Source organism: Acinetobacter sp. (assembly GCF_049284435.1).
GTDB lineage: Bacteria > Pseudomonadota > Gammaproteobacteria > Pseudomonadales > Moraxellaceae > Acinetobacter.
This window is the reverse complement of sequence record NZ_JBAPXX010000078.1, coordinates 1-21,039: the sequence shown is the minus strand read 5'-3', so window position 1 is coordinate 21,039 and position 21,039 is coordinate 1. Positions and strand designations below refer to the sequence as shown.

At 44.9% G+C, this 21,039-nt stretch carries 21 protein-coding genes and 1 pseudogene; 11 read left to right on the top strand and 11 right to left on the bottom strand.

Annotation, left to right across the window (positions count from 1 at the left end; translation table 11 throughout):
- The 4 genes from WAK81_RS07220 to WAK81_RS07205 all read left to right on the top strand — a co-directional run.
- The coding region (locus tag WAK81_RS07220; RefSeq protein ID WP_422196280.1) for an oxidoreductase C-terminal domain-containing protein at positions 1-399 on the top strand (399 nt) is incomplete at its 5' end.
- Between the two features lie 380 nt (positions 400-779).
- Positions 780-1,679, top strand: coding sequence for a DMT family transporter (locus WAK81_RS07215; RefSeq protein ID WP_422196279.1), 900 nt, complete (start codon positions 780-782; stop codon positions 1,677-1,679).
- A 181-nt stretch (positions 1,680-1,860) separates the two neighbouring features.
- The gene (locus tag WAK81_RS07210; protein ID WP_422196278.1) at positions 1,861-2,796 is read left to right on the top strand and encodes a cation diffusion facilitator family transporter; all 936 of its coding nucleotides are present in this window, start codon (positions 1,861-1,863) and stop codon (positions 2,794-2,796) included.
- Between the two features lie 406 nt (positions 2,797-3,202).
- Positions 3,203-4,258, top strand: coding sequence for an MBL fold metallo-hydrolase (locus tag WAK81_RS07205; RefSeq protein WP_121980289.1), 1,056 nt, complete (start codon positions 3,203-3,205; stop codon positions 4,256-4,258).
- On the opposite strand, the gene WAK81_RS07200 is transcribed toward WAK81_RS07205, so the two are convergent.
- Together WAK81_RS07200 and WAK81_RS07195 are read right to left on the bottom strand one after the other, a co-directional pair.
- A complete protein-coding gene (locus WAK81_RS07200; RefSeq protein ID WP_422196277.1) occupies positions 4,255-4,734 on the bottom strand; it encodes a thiol-disulfide oxidoreductase DCC family protein in 480 nt (159 codons plus the stop codon). The two genes, WAK81_RS07205 and WAK81_RS07200, sit on opposite strands and share 4 nt — an antisense overlap.
- 95 nt (positions 4,735-4,829) lie before the next feature.
- Positions 4,830-6,350 carry a catalase gene (locus tag WAK81_RS07195; RefSeq protein ID WP_422196276.1) on the bottom strand — a complete coding sequence of 507 codons (1,521 nt, stop codon included), beginning with the start codon at positions 6,348-6,350 and terminating at the stop codon, positions 4,830-4,832.
- Between the two features lie 619 nt (positions 6,351-6,969).
- On the opposite strand from WAK81_RS07195, the gene WAK81_RS07190 reads away from it, so the two are divergent.
- Positions 6,970-7,149: a DUF7230 family protein gene (locus WAK81_RS07190; RefSeq protein WP_422196275.1), complete on the top strand. Its 180-nt coding sequence runs from the start codon at positions 6,970-6,972 to the stop codon at positions 7,147-7,149.
- Here WAK81_RS07190 and WAK81_RS07185 read toward each other — a convergent pair.
- The 3 genes from WAK81_RS07185 to WAK81_RS07175 all read right to left on the bottom strand — a co-directional run bounded on the left by WAK81_RS07185 (position 7,146) and on the right by WAK81_RS07175 (position 10,557).
- Positions 7,146-7,646, bottom strand: a complete 501-nt coding sequence (locus tag WAK81_RS07185) for a hypothetical protein (RefSeq protein ID WP_422196274.1) — start codon at positions 7,644-7,646, stop codon at positions 7,146-7,148. The genes WAK81_RS07190 and WAK81_RS07185 overlap by 4 nt on opposite strands.
- A gap of 41 nt (positions 7,647-7,687) precedes the next feature.
- Complete coding sequence (gene ptsP / locus WAK81_RS07180; RefSeq protein ID WP_071852343.1) at positions 7,688-9,985, bottom strand: phosphoenolpyruvate--protein phosphotransferase; 2,298 nt, start codon at positions 9,983-9,985, stop codon at positions 7,688-7,690.
- Positions 9,986-10,074: 89 nt separating this feature from the next.
- Positions 10,075-10,557 carry an RNA pyrophosphohydrolase gene (locus tag WAK81_RS07175; RefSeq protein ID WP_422196273.1) on the bottom strand — a complete coding sequence of 161 codons (483 nt, stop codon included), beginning with the start codon at positions 10,555-10,557 and terminating at the stop codon, positions 10,075-10,077.
- Between the two features lie 182 nt (positions 10,558-10,739).
- Here WAK81_RS07175 and WAK81_RS07170 point away from each other — a divergent pair, with 182 nt between their 5' ends.
- Both WAK81_RS07170 and WAK81_RS07165 read left to right on the top strand, forming a co-directional pair.
- Positions 10,740-11,390 carry an HAD family hydrolase gene (locus WAK81_RS07170; RefSeq protein ID WP_311204569.1) on the top strand — a complete coding sequence of 217 codons (651 nt, stop codon included), beginning with the start codon at positions 10,740-10,742 and terminating at the stop codon, positions 11,388-11,390.
- Between the two features lie 159 nt (positions 11,391-11,549).
- Positions 11,550-11,798: a DUF2789 family protein gene (locus WAK81_RS07165; RefSeq protein ID WP_004278500.1), complete on the top strand. Its 249-nt coding sequence runs from the start codon at positions 11,550-11,552 to the stop codon at positions 11,796-11,798.
- A gap of 49 nt (positions 11,799-11,847) precedes the next feature.
- On the opposite strand, the gene ovoA is transcribed toward WAK81_RS07165, so the two are convergent.
- From ovoA to WAK81_RS07150, 3 genes are all read right to left on the bottom strand, one after another.
- Complete coding sequence (ovoA, locus tag WAK81_RS07160; protein WP_422196272.1) at positions 11,848-14,022, bottom strand: 5-histidylcysteine sulfoxide synthase; 2,175 nt, start codon at positions 14,020-14,022, stop codon at positions 11,848-11,850.
- Between the two features lie 150 nt (positions 14,023-14,172).
- Positions 14,173-15,048: a LysR family transcriptional regulator gene (locus tag WAK81_RS07155; protein ID WP_004278498.1), complete on the bottom strand. Its 876-nt coding sequence runs from the start codon at positions 15,046-15,048 to the stop codon at positions 14,173-14,175.
- Positions 15,049-15,239: 191 nt separating this feature from the next.
- Positions 15,240-15,476, bottom strand: coding sequence for a DUF2061 domain-containing protein (locus WAK81_RS07150; protein WP_005107971.1), 237 nt, complete (start codon positions 15,474-15,476; stop codon positions 15,240-15,242).
- Between the two features lie 262 nt (positions 15,477-15,738).
- Between WAK81_RS07150 and leuC the strand changes: the two genes are divergently transcribed.
- From leuC to leuB, 4 genes are all read left to right on the top strand, one after another.
- A complete protein-coding gene (gene leuC, locus WAK81_RS07145) occupies positions 15,739-17,187 on the top strand; it encodes a 3-isopropylmalate dehydratase large subunit (protein ID WP_422196271.1) in 1,449 nt (482 codons plus the stop codon).
- Positions 17,188-17,208: 21 nt separating this feature from the next.
- Positions 17,209-17,859 (top strand): 3-isopropylmalate dehydratase small subunit, encoded by a 651-nt coding sequence (gene leuD, locus WAK81_RS07140; RefSeq protein ID WP_005245908.1) that lies wholly within the window; start codon positions 17,209-17,211, stop codon positions 17,857-17,859.
- A gap of 87 nt (positions 17,860-17,946) precedes the next feature.
- Positions 17,947-18,510 carry a hypothetical protein gene (locus WAK81_RS07135; RefSeq protein WP_422196270.1) on the top strand — a complete coding sequence of 188 codons (564 nt, stop codon included), beginning with the start codon at positions 17,947-17,949 and terminating at the stop codon, positions 18,508-18,510.
- Positions 18,511-18,552: 42 nt separating this feature from the next.
- Positions 18,553-19,632, top strand: coding sequence for a 3-isopropylmalate dehydrogenase (leuB, locus tag WAK81_RS07130; protein ID WP_422196269.1), 1,080 nt, complete (start codon positions 18,553-18,555; stop codon positions 19,630-19,632).
- 72 nt (positions 19,633-19,704) lie between these two features.
- Here leuB and WAK81_RS07125 read toward each other — a convergent pair whose 3' ends face one another.
- The 3 genes and pseudogenes from WAK81_RS07125 to infA all read right to left on the bottom strand — a co-directional run bounded on the left by WAK81_RS07125 (position 19,705) and on the right by infA (position 20,995).
- Positions 19,705-20,103 (bottom strand): hypothetical protein, encoded by a 399-nt coding sequence (locus tag WAK81_RS07125; protein ID WP_422196268.1) that lies wholly within the window; start codon positions 20,101-20,103, stop codon positions 19,705-19,707.
- 144 nt (positions 20,104-20,247) lie between these two features.
- A pseudogene (locus tag WAK81_RS07120) lies at positions 20,248-20,638 on the bottom strand (hypothetical protein).
- Positions 20,639-20,773: 135 nt separating this feature from the next.
- Positions 20,774-20,995, bottom strand: a complete 222-nt coding sequence (gene infA / locus WAK81_RS07115; RefSeq protein WP_001284370.1) for a translation initiation factor IF-1 — start codon at positions 20,993-20,995, stop codon at positions 20,774-20,776.
- Positions 20,996-21,039 lie beyond the last annotated feature (44 nt).

Below are 21,039 nucleotides of genomic sequence, written 5' to 3'. Positions count from 1 at the left end.
GATGTTGCGACTCAGTTACGTGACTGTGGCAATCACCGCCGCGTTGAAACCTGGGAAAATGCCAACCTGCAGGCAGGCATCTTCGCACGTCACGTGATGGGTGTGGAACATCCGAAAGCCAATCCGGTCTGGTTCTGGACCGATCAGCTGAATATCAACTTCCAGTTTGTCGGCGATATGGCAGCAGCCGAATGGCATATCCGTGGTGAAATGGATGCAGCCAAAGGTGCAGACAATTCATTCGTGATGTACGGTGTGACCGATGGTCAGATCGTTGGCGGGATTACCGTGAATGCAGCCAAAGAAATGCGGCATTTGAAAAAAATGATCAGCAAAAATACGGCGTTTGATGTTGAAAAACATTTGGATATCGCGCAAGACTTACGCAAAATTGCTTAAGTTGTATTGAGATATCTTGTGACAGACCTATGTTTTGCATAGGTCTGTTTTTTTATGTTTATCGAATACTATCTATATGATCACTACCTCAAGTTTCAGTTTTGGTTTGTATTACTTTGCGTAGGTCATACCTCATTTTTGATAGATGAGCCATACATGGCGCAAGGTGACAAAAATCTTTTTCTAAACTTGAGAAGTGTACTTCGCAAGATGTCCATATATCCCAGTTTAGCGGCGGCATCCATGTCGCCCTCCCATGTAGTTGATGATGGATGGACTCTATTTTTAGTCTTATTTATACCACTAGTCACGATAGTATCTATAGCTCTGAATAAGAGATTTCAGCTTTACTATTTAGAACAATCAGATTTGAGGATGATATGAAATCATCATTGCCGGTCACGGCAAGTATTTATGCTTTATTGGTACTGATCTGGGCAGCAACGCCACTGGCGATTGTCTGGAGTGTGGCCGAGATTCACCCGATGTGGGTGCTAATCATTCGCTATTTCGGTGCCTCAATTATTGCGCTGTTCCTGCTAAAGATCATGCGCGACCCGCTGCCTTTTGACCGTACTTCAATGAAAAGTTATCTGGCAGGCAGTTTGAATTTAATCGGCGCGCAGCTGTTTATTTACCTGGCAGCCAATTATTTAACCTCAGGGTTGATGGCACTGATTTTTGGTTTTTCACCACTGATCGCCGGTTTAATCGGGCATATGATTTTAAAAACCCATAAACTGATCTGGCTGCAATGGCTCGGCATGGCAGTGGCCGTCGCCGGTTTATGTTTTGTTTTTGCCGACTCGGCAGACAGCAAGATCAACCCCTGGGGTGTAGTGCTGATGCTCATCAGTATGGTGTCTTATATCAGTTCAATTTTCTGGGTTAAACAGATTAGTGCGCCCTTGAGTCCAATGTCGCAAGCCACAGGTTCATTGCTGGTATCCGCAGCTGGTTCACTCGTTTTAGTACCGTTTATCTGGCAACATATGCCGACTCAGTTGCCTAGCACACAGGTAATGATCGGTTTCGTATTTACTATGATCGTGTCCTCGATTGTGGCAATGCTGTGTTATTTCTGGCTGATTCGCCGTCTAAATGCTTCGACCGTCTCATTGAGTAATGTGATGACGCCGTTGATTGCTCTGGTATTGGGAGCAACCTTAAATAATGAAATTATCAGCAGTCATGCTTTTGCGGGAATTGCCGTGGTGATGTTCGGGATCGTAATGTATTTCTGGAAAGAGTGGCGCGAGCAGTATTTTTCCAAGCATTAAAACTACAAAAAATTAAAGGGCGAAAGCCCTTTAATTTTTTTAGTGGAGAGTAAAATGATTCAACAACGTGGGAGATCACGACTAAGCAACAATTTGTAAAACAACTTTCAAAAATAAATAATTAAGATTTTGATACATAAATTATTCAAGCTTGCACAAGCTTATTTAGGACAGTGTCAGGATGTCTGAATCCAATAAAATCGTAGTTTATGCAGCTCTGTTTGGTAATTTGGCGATCGCGCTGGTTAAATTTGTTGCATCCTATATAACCAATAGTTCTGCCATGTTCAGTGAGGCAATTCATTCCGTAGTAGATACCTTGAATGAAATTTTACTGCTGTATGGGATGAAAAAATCAGAAAAACCTGCAAATGCCAAACATCCTTTTGGTTATGGGCGTGAACTGTATTTTTGGGCTTTTATTGTGGCACTGATGGTTTTTGCGCTGGGTGCGATTGTGTCCATCTATCAAGGGATACAGCATATTCTTCAGCCTGAAGTCATGCAGGATCCATTGATCAATTATATTGTGCTGGGTCTGGCGATTCTTTTTGAAGGATTTTCATGGTCAGTGGCTTTAAAAACCTTTCGTAAACAAAAGGGAAATCTGGGATATTTTGAAGCATTTCGACACAGTAAAGATCCAACGACCTTTACCGTGTTATTTGAAGATACTGCCGCCCTGGTTGGCTTGGTGATTGCTCTGGTCGGTATTTTTCTGGCGCATCAACTGAATATTCCTGAATTAGATGGTGCTGCATCGATTTTAATTGGTATCGTGCTGGCAGTATCTGTCTGGTTTCTGGCACGTGAAACCAAAGGTTTGTTACTGGGTGAAACGGCAGATCCAAAACTGCGTGAAAATGTATTGAACATTGCTCAACAGGATGCGGCAGTTTTCAGTGCCAATGGGGTATTGACTGAGCAGATGGGCGCTCAACAAGTCATTGCATCATTGAGTCTGGAATTTAAAGATGATTTAACTTCTGATGAAATTGAAGCCTGTGTCAACCGGATTGAAGCACAGATTAAACAGCTACATCCGGAAATTATTGCTTTATTTGTGAAGCCGCAAACCAAGGCCGTATGGCTGGAACGAACTCAAGGTCGTGTATAAAGATCAAAAAATCATTTGAGGTTGGTATTTTGACTTCAGCTTGTCTTTCTCGCACAACTGATGTGATGATACAGATGTATGGGGAATTCCATCATAAAATCATCAATGGGCAGGCATGCTTTTGTTAGCATGGGCTTATAAATGTTTAGTATCATTTTGTATTTTTAGACAGAAGGGCGCGAGCGATATTTTTCTAGATAATCCAAGGCTTCAGCCAGCCATAAGGCCGATGAAATGTCATTTTTTTGCTAAAAATAACAAAAACATACATGATTTTCTGTGACGGATTTCATACTATGTTGCAGTGTGCCTGTTTTTAGTTTGTATGCTCATTAAAAGATGCACCGCTTGACCATTTCAAGAGGTTGCTGTCTTGCATATAGCGAATAATAAATAGTGGATGTTTATGCAAGATCTTCTCAAAACTAAAAAATTCCAGTTAATCACGGAATCCAGTTGGAAACATCTCTGGTCTAAGCCAGTGTTTGAGTATCTGCATTCAGATCATTTCGACGGAAAACAGTTTCGTAATCTTGAGCATGCTTCTCTATCGCGCGGTCGCTTTGATTTATATAAATGGCTCATTACCCGAAAATCCAAGACCTGGAATGTTAATCTTGACGAGGAACGTGCCGAGTTTTTTTCTCGTCCGCGCGCATTGCCACAGCAGCGTCCAGATGCAGCTCTGGATGACTGGCAAGTCTGGTTTATTGGTCATGCCACCACATTAATTCAGATCGGCCCCTATAACTTCCTGACCGACCCGGTCTGGGCTGAATATGCCAGTCCATCGGCTTCCACAGGGCCGCAGCGGGTCATTCCGGCTGGCATTGCCCTGGATGAGCTGCCTCAGATTGATGCCGTACTGCTCAGCCATAACCATTATGATCATATGGATCTGGCCAGTCTAGAATGGCTGCACAACACTTTTGAGATGCCTATTTATACCGGTCTGGGCAATGCCTGGTATTTGCCAGAACATTATACCGTGCATGAAATGGACTGGTGGGAAAATGCCTTTTTTGAAGAGATCCGGATTGTCTATACGCCGGCTCAACATGCCTCAGGGCGCGGTATGCGCGATCAGAATTGTGCACTTTGGGGAGGATTTTCTTTATTGCATGGCAAGGAACACTGTTTCTTTGCCGGAGATAGCGGCTACGCCTCACATTTTAAAGAAATCCGTAAACGTCTCGGTGCGCCGCGGATTGCCTTACTTCCAATTGGAGCGTATGAACCGCGTGAACTGATGCGCGCGATTCACATGAATCCGGAAGATGCTTTTCATGCCCATCATGACTTGCAGGCCAAATGTTCACTGGCGATTCATTATCGTACTTTTCAGCTCACAGATGAAGATCGCGATGCACCAGAGCATGACCTGCATGAGATCATCAAGCATTCTTCCAAGTTAATTAATCCGTTTTACTGCATACGGGAAGGCAAGCGGATTATTGTTTAAGCACGTCTCGCTGTTCCTGTTGGATGGGTTGAATGGCCAATACGGACAGCTTCTTCCAGAAAATGGCATTTATTTTCGCTGGATGGAATCAGGCAATACTCGGTTTTACCAAATAGCTTGTAACGATTTAAAGCAATCACACGATATAGAAAGTCGCGGATAAAGCGCGGAATGAAATAACCTGCACGCATTAAATTAAAAGGAAAACCGAGATGCTGCAGTACTTTCAGCAAGGCAGTCGATTCGGTATAGAGTGTACCATCTTGAATGACGAGCATGGTGGTGTAATGTTCGGTTGGCATCTGATAATGTTCGAGCAGTGCCGTACCTAAAGGCGATTGGGCGGAAACCAGTTTAAACTGAATCTTTTTATCGTATTTAATCAAAAACCGTGCCCAGCCACTACAGATCACGCAAACAGCATCAAATAAAACGATGTCGTGTTGTTGAATGATGTCTTCAATATTCGGATGCATTGTTGTATTTCTTTTTGTGCTGACTTGCTTCTATAGTGCTTGATGCCGCAATAAAAAACCACCCGAAGGTGGTTTTTATACGTATCTAAACTGGCTTAGAGAAAGCTAGGCAAACCTTTGGCTGGATCGGTTTCACGTGCTGCTTGGGCATCTGCTACGGTCATACCGAGTGCTTGTGCTACGCCTTCGCCGTAGGCTGGATCACAGCTATAACAGTTGCGGATGTGACGGTATTTGATGAAATCTAGTGCATCACCCATTGCTCCGGCCGTGTTATTAAACAGTGCCTGTTTCTGCTGGTCATTCATCAGATTGAACAGGGCACGGGGCTGGCTGAAGTAATCATTGTCATCTTCACGGAAATCCCAAAAATCGGCATCACCGGTGATTTTCAGTGGCGGTTCTCTGAATTCCGGTTGTTCCTGCCACTGGCTGAAACTGTTGGGCTCGTAATGTGGCAATGAACCGTAGTTACCATCCATGCGACCTTGACCATCACGGCGGTTCGAATGCACAGGACAACGTGCAGCATTGACTGGAACCTGTGAATGATTCACGCCAACCCGGTAACGCGCTGCATCGGCATAGTTCACTAAACGAGCCTGTAACATACGGTCCGGTGAGTAGCTGATGCCCGGTACCAGGTTACTTGGGGCAAAGGCAGCCTGTTCTACATCCTGGAAATAGTTTTCCGGATTGCGGTTCAGCTCAAATTCACCGACTTCAATCAGTGGATAATCGCCTTTCGGCCAGACTTTGGTTAGGTCAAATGGATGATAAGGAACTGTTTCGGCTTCCAGTTCCGGCATGACCTGAACGTACATTTTCCATTTTGGATAATCACCACGTTCGATGGCATCAAACAGGTCGGTCTGGCTGCTTTCACGGTCTTTGGCAATCAAGTCTGCAGCTTCAGCATCGGTCAGGTTCTGAATACCTTGCTGGGTACGCATATGGAATTTCACCCAGAAGCGTTCATTCTTGGCATTGATAAAGCTGAAAGTATGGCTGCCAAAACCATGCATATGACGGTAACCGGTCGGGATCCCACGATCCGACATGACAATCGTCACTTGATGCAGAGCTTCAGGTAAGAGTGTCCAGAAATCCCAGTTATTGGTGGCACTGCGCTTGTTGGTTTTTGGGTCGCGTTTGACTGCTTTATTCAGGTCAGGGAACTTGCGGGCATCACGCAGGAAAAACACCGGGGTATTATTGCCGACCAGATCCCAGTTGCCTTCTTCGGTATAGAATTTCAGGGCAAAACCGCGAATATCACGTTCCGCATCGGCTGCGCCACGTTCACCTGCCACCGTTGAGAAACGCGCAAACATTTCGGTTTTTTTGCCGACTTCAGAGAAAATTTTAGCGCGGCTATATTGTGTAATATCATTGGTCACGGTAAAGGTGCCGAAAGCACCTGAACCTTTGGCATGCATACGACGCTCTGGAATCACTTCGCGGACAAAGTTGGCCAGTTTTTCATTCAGCCATAAATCCTGGGCAAGTAAAGGTCCACGCGCACCTGCCGTCATACTGTTCTGGTTGTCGACCACAGGGGCACCAGCTTCAGTGGTCAGGTGGGTGACAGGGCATTTTTTAAAATCTTGGCTCATCTTTCCTCTCCAAGTTTTGAATATCTTGTGTCGTTTATCTAGTATTCATAAAATATTGAGATATATGCTAATCAGATCAGGTTTCACTATATTTACAATATCTTTAAATAAAGGGTGTTACAGCACAAAACGGAATTCAGGATATAATTGAGTGAGCTCACTCAAAAAATATTTTTAAAGTTAATAAAGTTTAAAATATTGAAAATTAAATGGTTACTTTTAAAAAGTAACGGGTTTTCCACTCTCTGACAATATCAAATTCTATATATTTTGAATAACTTGAATAATGAATGGGATTAAACGAAAATAACAATATCTAAGTCGATAATATGTTTTTATCAAAGGATAAAAATAATAAGTAAAAAGTATTATTTAAAATACATTTTATAACTGATTTATTTTAAATAGTTTTTTAATTAAGTTTTGTTGGTCTGAAAAAAAACATAAAAATGATGAATGGAATAATGAGGTTTTCTGGCTATAGCTCTCATTTTTGCATATAGAAAATCCTGGCTAAATGGTCTTTATTTTTGAAAAAGCATTGGCAAATATGCTTGAAAATTAATCAGTCGGCCCTATAATTATCTCACTCCTTCCTCCAAATCACATAGAGCGCAAAATGACCAAGAAAAAAACAGCCGAGCAGGTGGTGATCCACAATTTTGTGGCAAAACACATGCATGAAGTCAACAAAAGCCAGGTGTTTGTAGACCGAAAGAAAAATGCAAAACGTGGCTACAACAAGCACAGACAAGGGCGATATTCCATGGAAGATCGCCCTTTTTTAATGGCCGCTTAAGGTCTGTAAGGTGGCTGGGGACGACGCGGTGGCTGTTTAGGATTGGTTTTAACTGGAGAGAGCGGGGCGACAGGTCGGTTGTTACAGGTTTGCGAATATTGATTTGGATGCCGGGGTGGCGTTGTCGATTCATCCGCAATTAAGTCATTAAAGAATTTATTGAGTCTGCTTTGCACTGACGGTTTGTGGTGAGGAGAGTGAGACTGTGGTCTGGCCTGCTGAAAACTGGCAAATTGATCTTTTTGTTGGTGATAGAGTTTGGCGGCAATGACGGAGGGGTCATCTCTGCCTAAACGCCGCCGTTGCGATGCCGAAATTTCAATGCCCAATAATGGAGTCATTTTAGGCCGATCGGCATAGCTCGTTGCTCGATTGCTGGCAGGGCGTATATAAGATGAACCGGAATCATGAGCTTCTTTCCGGGCAGCCAAGGCCGGTGCAAGAATGACCACATAGAACACTGCAACAATCATGAACAGGATGACCAGAAATTCCATAACCACCTCTAGCACTGTCGAGGGACTGGAAAAGTCCCGTATTAGGCACTCACCATACGTGATGCTGATTTCACCATATCCCCTAAACCATGAGTTCTGAAATAATATTCTAGCCAGCTTTTTACCATGAGCGGATTGTCCATTTTTAACACATGTTGCAGCAATTCCTGTGCATCACTCATCGGAACATGACAAATGGTTTTACGTACCCGCAAAATATTACTTGAACTCATCGACAGGGTATTAAAGCCCATGGCCATGAGTAATACTGCAGATAGCGGATCACCTGCCATTTCACCGCAGATACTGACCGGTTTTTCATTGCGATGACAGTCCTGCACCAGACGGGTCAGGGCGCGCAATACAGCAGGGTGTAAATGTGAATAGACATTGGCAACCCGTGGATTATTGCGATCCACAGCCAAAAGATATTGGGTCAGATCGTTGGAACCAACCGAGAAGAAATCCACCAATTCGGAAAACTCATCAATCTGATGCAACACACTCGGCACTTCCACCATGATGCCGAGTTTCGGCTTGTTCACTTTGACCTGTTCTTCTTCCTGAATCGCCGCATGATCACGCTCCAGCAGGTAGAGCGCTTCCTCGACCTCGCTGACACTGGTCACCATTGGTAGCAAAATATGCAGGTTATTCAGTCCGATACTGGCCTTGAGCATGGCGCGAATCTGTGAAGAAAAAATTTCTGGATGATCCAAGGTAAAACGAATGCCACGCCAGCCCAATGCCGAATTTTCTTCTTCAATCGAGAAATACGGCAGGTCTTTATCTGCACCAATGTCCAGAGTCCGCATCACCACCGGTTTATTGGCAAAATGACTGAGTTGCTGACGATAAATCGCACGTTGTTCTTCCTCGCCCGGGAAGCGGTCACGCAACATAAACGGAATTTCAGAACGGTATAAACCGACACCTTTGGCACCGCGCTGCACGCCACGCACCACATCAATCATCAGGCCGGTGTTGACGTACAGTTTTACTGCCACGCCATCCGGGGTAATCGCATCTTTGGTTTCGTACTGGCGCAGATCTTTGGCAATCTGTTCTTCTTCTTTTTGAATTTCTTTATAGCGACTGCGCAGGCGACGTGGCGGATTAATAAAGACCCGGCCCTGATGCGCATCGACAATCATCTCCACATCATCGAGGGTATTGATTGGCAGTTCGGTTACACCTACTACGGTGGGAATGCCAAGGGCACGCGCCACGATCACCATATGCGAGTTCATGGCGCCTTCGGTAGTGACAATTGCGGCAATTTTATCCACGGGCAGTTCAACCAGTGCAGCCGTCGATATTTCCTCACCAATCAGAATACTTTCATCGGTCAATTCACGGTGACTGGCATCGGCTTCCTGTAAACGCGCCAAAATGCGGCGGCCCAGATCTTTTAAGTCCGCCACCCGCTCACGTAAATAATCATCTTCCATCTGGGAAAATTGTGCCACATGATTGTCAATGACAATCCGCACGGCGCCTTGTGCCCAGTGACCTTCGCGAATAAAGGCCTTGATTTCTGCTGGCAGGGCATTTTCATCCAGCATACGCAAGAACACGCTAAACAGTGCGCGTTCCTCGGCCATCAAAGCATCCTGCATTTTGTCATCTAGCGACTGAATTTCTTCGCGGACTGAATTCAGGGCGTTATCTAAGAGCTCCAGTTCTTCGCTGATGTCATCCGCTTCACGATCAGGGACTGCGGCAAGATCTGCTGGCGGATAGAGAATCACTGCACGACCTAAGGCAATACCACCGGAGCCAGAAACTCCCTGAAAGGTTTTATAGGCGGGCAGGTTGCTCGGCTTACGGAATACATCGATATTGCCAACGGCATGAGCATGGGCGATGACGCCAGAAAGCTGCGCACAGAGTGTCACCAGAAAGGATTCAGCAGCTTCAGAAAAGTCCTGTGATTCTTTATTCTGAACCACCAGCACACCCATGACCTTACGGCGGTACATCACCGGAACCCCGAGGAAGGAGTTATAAATTTCCTCACCGGTTTCAGGTAAAAACAGGAAGCGCTCGTGTTTAGGGGCATTGTCCAGATTGACAATTTCCTCACGCTGTCCAACCAGGCCCACCAGACCTTCGCCGGTCTGCAAAGACACATGGCCGACAGATTCTGCATTCAGGCCTTTAGACGCCATGAGCAGATAACGCTGATTGCGTTCGTCGAGGAGGTAGATCGAGCAGACATCAACCTGCATGGCCTCGGCCACATGTTTGACCATGATGTCGAGCGATTCATGCAAACTGGTGGACGCATTGATCTCCTGAACAATACGTCTCAAGGTGTCCAGTTGCATATTCGACATAAGGTCTGCTCCGTCTATTCAGAATTTCAGTGATTAAGTTTATTTATAACAATAGCCGAGTAAAAAATCTGCATGATTTATGCGATTTTTTAAGGTTTTTGCTGGGGCAGTTGCTGACACAACTCCACCAGGGCTTTACGATAAACATCACGTTTGAAATTCACGACTTGACCTAATGGGTACCAGTAACTAACCCATTGCCATTGATCAAATTCCGGCGGATCAGACAGATTCAACTGAATATACTGAACGGGGGCCGTGAGTTTGAGTAAAAACCACTTTTGTTTTTGACCGATACAGACCGGATCGGAATCCGTACGAATGTATCGATGCGGCAAACGATAGCGCAACCAGCCTTTGGTTTGCGCGACTATCTGGACGTGTTCGGGCAATAAGCCAACTTCTTCTCTCAGCTCACGATAGAGTGCCTGCTCGGGGGTTTCTCCATATTGGATCCCGCCTTGTGGAAATTGCCATGCATTATGACCAATGCGTTTTGCCCATAAAACCTGTCCAGCATCGTTTGCCAAAATGATCCCGACATTCGGTCGGAAACCTTCAGAGTCGATCATTTGGCTACCTAAAAATTGTTTAATTTATGCCTTTGCCATCGGGGAGCATTATTTCGTTATCCAACTCGAAAAAAGCAAAGTTTAAAAATGTTAAAATTGCTATGATCTTAACGAATTTCTATCGACTAGCGGAGATAGATTTACAATTTTTTTCTTAAATTTCAGTTTTAACGAGTATTTTCATGAAATTGGCGCTATTTGATCTCGATCACACCTTGTTAAACACGGATTCGGATCATTCTTGGGGAGAGTTTTTGGTCAGTGAGGGCCTGGTCGATCCAGTTCAGCATCGCGCCATGAATGACAAGTTCTATGACGATTATAAAAAAGGCCAGTTGGATCCTTATGCCTATAATGAATTTGTGTTCCAGTTTCTGACCAAACATGACAATGATTATCTGGTTGAATTACATCAACTGTTCATGCAAAAAGTCATTCGTCCACAAATGCGTCCGGAAGGTTTTAAAGCCATTGAGCGCCACCGTGAAGCAGGGCATGCCTTAGTGGGGATTACCGCAACTTCAGACTTTATTACTGCACCGATCTTTCGTGAATTCGGAATTACTGAAATTATTGCCACCAATGCTGAAGTCATTGATGGTAAATATACTGGCAAGGTCATCAATACCGCGTGCTATCAACAAGGCAAGCTGGTGCGTCTGGAACAATGGCTGGAAGGTCGCGATGTAACCGAGTCTTGGGCCTATTCAGATTCGATTAATGACCGTTTCTTGCTGGAATATGCTGATCATGCGATTGCAGTGAATCCGGATGATCGCTTGGAAACTCTAGCCCAAGAACAGGGCTGGGAAATACAGGACTGGTCGATCTAATCACTCCGAACTGATTGATGTGATTATTTAGCACAACTTCGGTTGTGCTTTTTATTTGCCTCATTTGAATATTAATGTTTTTCACAGTCCGGCTGAATCAGCCATGCTATGCTCAAAAAACAGGACATGATAACAATAGTAGATTCTGAGGTATGAGATATGACTCACGTTCGACCGCGTATGACACATCTGTTCCAACAGCTTGGCTTGGATGCCAGTGCAGAAGGTATTGAAACATTTATTCACGAGCATCAATTGCATAAAGATCTGACTTTACTGGATGCGCCATATTGGTCAGAGGCACAACGTCAATTTTTAAGCGAGAAAATAGCATCTGATGGCGAATGGGCGATTGTGGTAGATCAACTCAATGAATCCTTACATGAAAATTCAACCAGTGAAGGATGATTAAAAAGCCAATCCTATGATTGGCTTTTTTTAGGCCATCACCTTACCTTTAGCGAACCCGTTTCCAGATCGTGACTTGTGACAGGGTATGTTGATACTTTCTGGCCGTTTCACGAATCACAAAAGGCACACCCCGAGCTTCGCTCACCAATTCAAAGTGCTGAGTTAAAATATTGGAAATACCGGTTAATGTCGTGATGTTTTCCCCATCCTGCTGAAAACCGCCTAGCCATTCACTACGCGCCGTATGTTCTTCCAGCCAGGTATAAGGCGAACTCAGCATTAAAATACCACCCATATTGATACGCTCATGAATGTGTGCCAAAAAGTTTTTCGGATGATGCAGCCGGTCAATCAGGTTGGCCGCCAGAATAAAATCATAGCCACTAAAATGTGCTTTAAGATTGCAGGCATCAGCCTGAAAAAACTCCACTTTAGCAGCGTGCTGATTTAAAGCCATATCTTTAAGTGAACAGCTTTTTTCTTCGCTTAATTCACCTTCTAGCGGCAGCTGATAACGCACCCTATGACCCTGTGCCAAATAAACTGCCTGCTGAATAAAGCGTGCTGAAAAGTCCAGACCGGTTACCTGATCAAAATATCGTGCCAGTTCAAAGCTGGCGCGACCGGTGGCACAGCCAATATCTAAGGCATGATGACATGGCGTTTGCTGAAAATAGGGTTGTGCCAGATGGACCAGTGTTTGGGCAAAATTGGCGACGCCAAAATATTCAGTACCATACTGAAACTCCAGATATTGGGAGACCAGCTGGTCGCTTTCATAGTTCGAAGGGGAATGTTGCAGTACCTGATCAGAGGCGACATAGCGAAAACCGGCATGCTGGAAGAAATGCCGTCTGAAGGCATAACGGGAACTATATAAAGCTTCATTGCCCGCTGAAATCCAGGAGCCACCTTTCATCAGGTTATGGCGACCGTCAAAGGTCGGTGTACTGAAATCATCATAAAACGGATGCACCTGGAAACCCTGAAATGGATAGATCGGAGTTTCAGTCCACTGCCAGACATTGCCCTGAATATCATAAAAATCACCCTGCTTGAAATGATCAACCGGACAGGAGCTGGTGCCGTATTTCAACTCGATATTGGCCTGTTCAGGACTTGGTAAATATGGATCCAGATCGGAAACCGCATACAGGCGATACCATTCGTCTTCGGTCGGCAAGCGAATATTTTTTCCAAGCTGTTGCGATTTCCACTGACAAAAGGCCTTGGCTTCATGATAATTCACTTCTACCGGCCAATCCCAAGGCATCGGCACCTCTTCCAGCATCAGTCGCAGTGACCAGCCTAATTCAGTTTTGCGCCAGAAATAGGGATGAGTGGCTTGTGAAAATTGCAGCCAGCCTAGACCCTCTTCATTCCAGTAGTGTTCGGTCTGATAGCCACCAGCTTCGACAAAGGCCAGAAATTCCTGATTGGATACCAGATATTTGGAGGCTGCAAAAGCCGCTACCTGCGCTTCATGCTGGCCGTATTCATTGTCCCAGCCATAAAATGGATCGTTAAAATCTTTCTTTAGATGTATCTCACCTTCAGGCACAGGCAGCAAGCTGTTATCCGGAGCCATGCCGGTAATGATATTGGCGCGCCACTGCGGATGCTGGCGTACATGTTCCAGAGCATGCTGGCGGATCAGCACAGAAGAGGTTTCCAGATGAATCCGTTCATGCTCGATACCCATGATGATGGTCCACCAGGGATTTTGCCAGTTCAAGGGCAGAGTCAATGGGGCATGTTCAAGAATGTTCAAGATCAGGGCACGCACCTGATGACGATAATCGCGGACTTCCTGCACACTGGGCCAGTCATAATGTACTTCATCCAAGTCATCCCAGCTCATCTCGTCCACACCGATCGCAAAGATACTTTCAAAATGTGGATTCAGGCGTTCGCTGATCAGTTTGCTGAGCAGCAGTTTGTTGACAAAAAAAGTGGCGGTATGCGCAAAATAAAAAATCAGCGGATGACGTAAGGTAATCGGTTTAATGAAAAAAGCATCTTCATGCTTGAGACATTCAAACAGTTGCTCATAGGTGTCAAAGGTATTCAGAAAATATTCACGTAAGTGCTGTCGGGCGGTCTGTTCATCGGCAAAATCAAGCGCAGGCGTGGGTAGCAGCATCGGTTTAACCGAAAGCCATGGGCTGCTGGTACTTTTTTTATCTTTAGAATGAGGTTTTAAGGCAAAATCGAGCTGCATCCGTCAGGCTCCATGGAATAGTTTTAAGCATCCTTCTGCATCGCAAAAGAATGGAATTGTCTTAAAAATACTCGAAAGATATCGCCAGATGGTGTGTATTTAGGTAACAAAATGCTGCACCGTTTTGGATGCAGCATGTTCAGGAACGGCTTAAATAGACAGGGAGGCCCCTTGCATGAGCTGAACCAAAGCCTGTGCCGCTTTGGACTGAGTACGACCCGGATGCCAAACCATGCCCAAACGGCGGTTCATTTCCAGATTGATATCCAGCTGGTGCAGGTCATGATTGACCAGGGTTTTTGGCAATACCGACCAGCCTAAGCCAATCGATACCAGCATCCGGATTGATTCCAGCGGATTATTGCTCATGCTAACTTTCGGTTTGATGCCCTGTTTCTCAAATTCGGCCAAGGTGATCTGCGAGGTATAGGTCTGTGATGAGGGCAATAGGCTCGGGTAGTCGAGCAAATCTTCCAGACACAGATTTTTTTGCTGTGCCAGTGGATGAAACGGTGCCACCACAAAGACCAGAGGATCATTCCAGATGGTCACGTAATTCAGACGCGCATCACCCCGTGGCGGCAAGGTTAAAAACGCCAGTTCCAGATCGCCGGCAATCACCTGTTCATGCGCTTGCTCGGAATCGACAAAATGCACATCTAGGGTCACGTCCGGATATTCCTGGACATAACGACGCAAATGACTCGGCAGATGATGCAGGCCGATATGATGGCTGGTGCCAATTTTCAGTTTGCCCTGTACCTGACCCTGTTCATGGCTCAAGGTATAATGAATATCCCCGAGTTCATTCAGCCAGTTTTTAACCTTAGGCAACAGGGAGTGAGCCGCGTGGGTGGCCTGTACACCACGTCCGGCAGATTCAAACAGCTTAACCCCAAAGTATTCTTCGAGACTATGAATACGTTTGGTGACAGCAGGCTGGGTAATGAAGAGCTGATCTGCGGCCAGAGAAATCGAACCGGTTTCCATGACTTTCACGAAAGCTTCAAAGGCTGCGAGATTCATCTTAATCACCTATAAAGAATTTTTATGTGTAAATCTATTATTGTTATATTTTAAGAATAAATCAAAGTAAAATTAGCTCATCTATGTTGCAGTGCTGAATTACTATACATTTTCAAAGCCTTGGTATTTTTAAAAACTAAAAAAGACCACCTATAAAGGCAATCTTTTATCAGGAACCTCGACCGAAGAGTTTAGACGGTAATGTCCTCATTCTGCTGTTGGTTATTACGCTCCCAGATTTTTTCATGGAAGAAGAAAGCAACTGCTTGTACGGTTGGCTCTAATAAACTTAAGGCAATGGCCATCGTCAAACTGCCGGTTACCAAGTAACCCACAATCATCGCCACAGTAATGTGCATAATGTAGTAGCTGAAGGTCTTTTTGAACATGCGCTGGTTGTTGTCTACAAAGCGTTGAATATGTGCCATGTCGAAGTTCCTCAAAAATAATCCTCTCTGTCGATGAGGAAATAATAATAATTCTCATTTAATTTGTAAAAACGGATATTTTTTATAAATTAATCGGAAAATTAGATTTATAGAAATAGAGCTAAAGCATGATTTGATTCAGCTTTTAAAAGATTCCAAAAAGTTTGTTAACTGATAAAAATGATAAATTAGATTTATGTGATTGCAGCGATATAATCAAAATCAGAGAAAGAATTTACCCAGTCCAGTGGAGTACATCGACATGGCAGGCGATACCCAAACAGCACAAAAGCAAAATGCAAAAACATTATATGACAAGTTGTGGGACGACCATTTAGTAACGCAACGTGATGATGGTTCTGCCTTACTGTACATCGACCGTCATTTATTACATGAAGTGACTTCTCCACAGGCCTTTGAAGGTTTGCAATTGGCCGGGCGTAAGCCATGGCGTTTGAGTGCCAACATTGCCACACCGGATCATAACGTACCGACCTCGAAAAAAGAGCGTGAGCAGGGCGTTGCCGGAATTGAAGATGAAACCTCGCGCATCCAGGTGCAAACTTTGGATGACAACTGCAAGACCTTTAATATTGTTGAATTTGATATTAATGATATTCGTCAGGGCATCGCGCATGTGGTCGGGCCGGAGCAAGGCTTGACCTTACCGGGCATGACGGTGGTATGTGGTGACTCGCATACCGCAACACATGGTGCTTTTGGCTGTTTGGCGCACGGTATTGGGACATCAGAAGTTGAACATGTATTGGCGACCCAATGCCTGGTTCAAAAGAAGATGAAAAACATGCTGGTGCGTGTTGACGGCAAATTAGGTCAGGGTGTGACACCAAAAGATGTGGTCTTGGCGATTATTGGCAAGATTGGTACTGCTGGCGGTACCGGCCACGCGATTGAATTTGGCGGTCAGGTCTTCCGTGATATGTCGATTGAAGGTCGTATGACCGTGTGTAACATGGCGATTGAAGCCGGTGCCCGTGTCGGCATGGTGGCTGTCGATGAAAAAACCATCGAGTATGTTAAAGGCCGTCCTTATGCTCCGACTGCGGAACAGTGGGATCAGGCGGTGGCGTACTGGAATACCTTGCATTCGGATGAAGGTGCATATTTTGATACGGTTGTCGTGTTGCAAGGTGAAGAAATTGAGCCGCAAGTGTCTTGGGGTACTTCCCCTGAGATGGTCATTCCAGTTTCTCAAGCAGTACCGACTTTAGAACAAGCCAAAGATGATGTACAACGCAATGACTGGAATCGTGCTTATCAATATATGGGCTTAAATGCAGGTCAGGCCTTGGCTGAGATTCAATTGGATCGAGTTTTTATCGGTTCATGTACCAACTCGCGTATTGAAGATATCCGTGCTGCAGCCGAAGTGATCAAAGGTCGCAAAGTCGCATCTTCAATCAAACAGGCGATGGTGGTTCCGGGTTCTGGTCTGGTCAAAGCTCAGGCAGAAGCGGAAGGCTTGGACAAGGTATTTGTAGAAGCGGGCTTCGAATGGCGTGAACCTGGCTGTTCAATGTGCCTAGCGATGAATGCCGACAAGTTACAACCGGGCGAGCATTGTGCCTCGACTTCGAACCGTAACTTTGAAGGTCGTCAGGGCAATGGCGGTCGTACTCATCTGGTGAGTCCAGCCATGGCAGCCGCTGCTGCGATTGCAGGTCACTTTGTTGATGTTCGTTCATTTTAATTGGTACGTAGGAGCATAGACATGAAAGCTTATACCGTTGAACAAGGTATCGTTGCACCTTTAGACCGTGCCAATGTCGATACAGATTTAATTATTCCAAAACAGTTTTTGAAATCGATCAAACGTACCGGTTTCGGTGACAATTTATTTGATGAATTACGTTATCTGGATGAAGGTTATCCGGGGCAGGACAATTCAGTTCGTCCGATCAATCCGGACTTTGTCTTGAACCAGCCACGTTATCAGGGCGCATCTATTTTAATTTCACGTGCTAACTTTGGTTGTGGTTCTAGCCGTGAACATGCACCGTGGGCCTTGAGCGAATACGGTTTTCGTACTGTCATTGCGCCAAGCTTTGCCGATATTTTCTTTAATAACTGCTTTAAAAACGGTATGTTGCCAGTGATTTTGGCTGAAGAGATTGTTGAGCAGTTATTTAAGGAATGTGCGGCAGATGAAGGCTATCAACTGACCATTGACTTGCAGGCACAAGAAGTTCGTACACCTACGGGTGAAAGCTTTAAGTTTGAAGTCGATCCATTTCGCAAGCATTGCCTGTTAAATGGTCTGGATGATATTGGCTTAACTTTGCAGGTGGCGGATGATATTCGTGCCTATGAAGAAAAAACCAAACAATCGCGTCCTTGGGTATTTGCCGAAATTCATGGATAAATCAGCAAAAATTTTCATGGCATGACTGCGATGCCCTTGCTAATATCGGAAGATTATTGAGTTTTTTGATTGGGTAAGACAGACATTATGGCGAATTATTGGAAACAGTGGCTTGCTTTAACTGCAGTATTGGTGCTGTTGACTGCATGTCAAAGCATCGACACGATGAAACTCAAACATGCCAAAGAAAGTACTGAGAGCAAAAGCAATGCCCTGATTTACTGTACAGGGACACCGGATTGCCAGTTCGAACGCTTCAACCAGACCATCATTGTCAATTCAGACAATGGCCGCATCAGTGATGAAGCGCTGAAGCAGAAACTGGTGCGCTTGCAGGCCAAAAATTTAAATCAGGCCAATCCGATTTATTTATCCGTGCCGGCAGGACAGCATGAATTGGTCGTGCGCTTTTATCCGATCAGTAAGGATAAAGCGGAAACTTTACATGTGTTCCATCGTTTTCAGGCCAATAACCGCTATAGCTTAAAAATGTTCCGTGACCGTAGTGCGCGTAGCAGCAGTTTATTAAATGCTTCGGCGCCTGATCCGCTTTGCGTAGATTTGGTACAAGAGCAAAAAACCATTCGTCGTTTTTGCAAACCCTATAATGCAGTCACCGGGATTGCAGAGTTTGTAGAAAAGAAAATTTAACCTCTGTCAGGTCTGAATCTGACGTTTTAAACGGAAAATCTCATGTCTAAACAAATTTTGATTTTAGCTGGTGACGGTATCGGTCCTGAAATTGTCAAAGCGGCAGAGCGGGTGCTGACTCGTGTAAATGAAAAATTTAATCTTGATTTGACATGGGAACAGGGCTTACTCGGTGGTGCAGCTATTGATGCGCACGGTTCACCGTATCCTGAAGTGACCTCTGAACAGGCTAAAAAAGCCGATGCGATTTTACTCGGTGCCGTGGGCGGTCCAAAATGGGATACGATTGAGCGTTCAATTCGTCCGGAACGTGGTTTATTGAAATTGCGTAGTGAACTGAACCTGTTTGCTAACTTGCGTCCAGCCATTCTTTATCCACAATTGGCTGATGCTTCAAGTTTGAAACCTGAAATCGTGGCGGGTCTGGATATTCTGATCGTACGTGAATTGACCGGTGGTATTTACTTCGGTCAGCCACGCGGTATTCGTGAACTGGAAAATGGCGAGAAGCAAGGCTATAACACCGACGTTTATTCAGAGTCTGAGATCAAGCGTATCGCCAAAGTGGCTTTTGAAATGGCCAACTTGCGCGGTGGTAAAGTGTGTTCAGTGGATAAAGCCAACGTACTTGAAGTAACTGAGCTGTGGAAACAGACAGTGACTGCGCTGAAAGATGCTGAATATCCTGAAATTAATTTATCGCACATGTATGTCGACAATGCTGCGATGCAACTGGTGCGTGCACCGAAGCAGTTTGACGTGATTGTAACCTCTAACCTGTTCGGTGATATCTTGTCGGATGAAGCTGCGATGTTGACCGGTTCAATCGGTATGTTGCCATCGGCATCTCTGGATGAAAATGGCAAAGGCATGTATGAGCCTTGTCATGGTTCTGCACCGGATATCGCCGGTCAAAACCTGGCAAATCCATTGGCAACGATTCTTTCGGTGGCGATGATGCTGCGTTATACCTTCCGTGAAGAAGCGGCTGCCAAAGCCATTGAAGATGCAGTAGGCCAAGTCTTGGATCAAGGCTTGCGTACGGCAGATATCATGTCTGAAGGCATGCAAAAAGTCGGCACGGTTGAAATGGGTCAAGCGGTCGTTGCTGCATTGAACTAAGTCTGTTCCGATTAAAAAAACGCAGCCTTGAGCTGCGTTTTTTTATGATGGGTATATCAAAATCCAAACCGCTTAACAGGTTCGGCCTGTGGTACGTACCGCGGTCGCGATATTATCTTTGAGTAAGAAGGTGATTTTACATTGCAATTTGACATCGTAGCCGCCGGCAGGGCTTACTGACACTGGAATAGGTACAGTGCCTGTCCCTGTAGCAGGAAACTGCGCTACAGGCAAAGGAATGCTAATGGGGCGTTGTACCACATAGCTTAATTGCTTGGCGCTGCGTTCAGGCCCACTGATCTGCTGGTAACCTAAACGTTTTAGATCCAGAGTTTGATCGATCAGTTGGCTGCTTTGCCCAATGAACTGTTGTAAATAGGCATCACGCTGTGCAGTCGTTGAGGAGGTGGTGCTGCATGCACTAAGCAAACCCAATGCTGTGCAGCATACTAAAATCAGTGTGAACTTCATGAGCTGTCCTCACACCAAATAAAATGAGTGTAAGCGCATTCCGTGCAAAAATACTGTTGTGATTTGATACACGGTAGAAGTTTAGCATGGTGAGGTTGATCCCTGATTTAATCTGATCCAGACTTTGAACTCGATGAGTACAGCTTAGCAAGCTCTACCGGTAGAGCGGATGGCTTGAACAATTTCATCTTTTAGGTCAAACCAGATTTGGCATTTCATCTCAATGTTATAACCACCATTTGAGGGCATCGGCATTGGTGCACCGATCGAGATGCTCTGACTAATATTCGGTGTGCCCATCGAAATATTTATATCCTGAAAAATAGTGTAGCTGAGAGATTCTGCGGTTTGAATCGGTTTGAATCGGTTTCTGGGAGGTCTTGAATCCGATTGCACGAAGATCAAGCTGGCTACGAACCTGTGCGGCAGTTTGACCCATATAAGGTTGTAGAGACTGATGCAGATGCTGATTGCCGCCCGTGGCACAGGCAACGAGAAACAAGCTGGAAAGTAGGGACAAGCATTTCATATTCATTGTTCTTATACATGTTGTTTTTAATTCAATGAATAGTTGTGAATTTATAGGCCTGTGTCAAATTATTTTATTGATTGATAAATAATTGAAGTAATAAAAAAAGCCACTAAAAGTGGCTTTTGCTTGCGCTAAAACTTAGCGTGCACGATATGTGATACGACCTTTAGTCAAATCATAAGGTGTCATTTCAACCTTCACACTGTCGCCCGTTAAAATACGGATATAGTGTTTACGCATTTTACCAGAGATGTGGGCAATCACTTCGTGACCGTTCTCTAAACGTACACGGAACATAGTATTAGGAAGCGTCTCGGTGACAACGCCTTCGAACTCGATGAGTTCCTCTTTATTGGCCATAGCCTACCTGAATGAATAAATTGGAAAGGCGCAAATTATAGTCA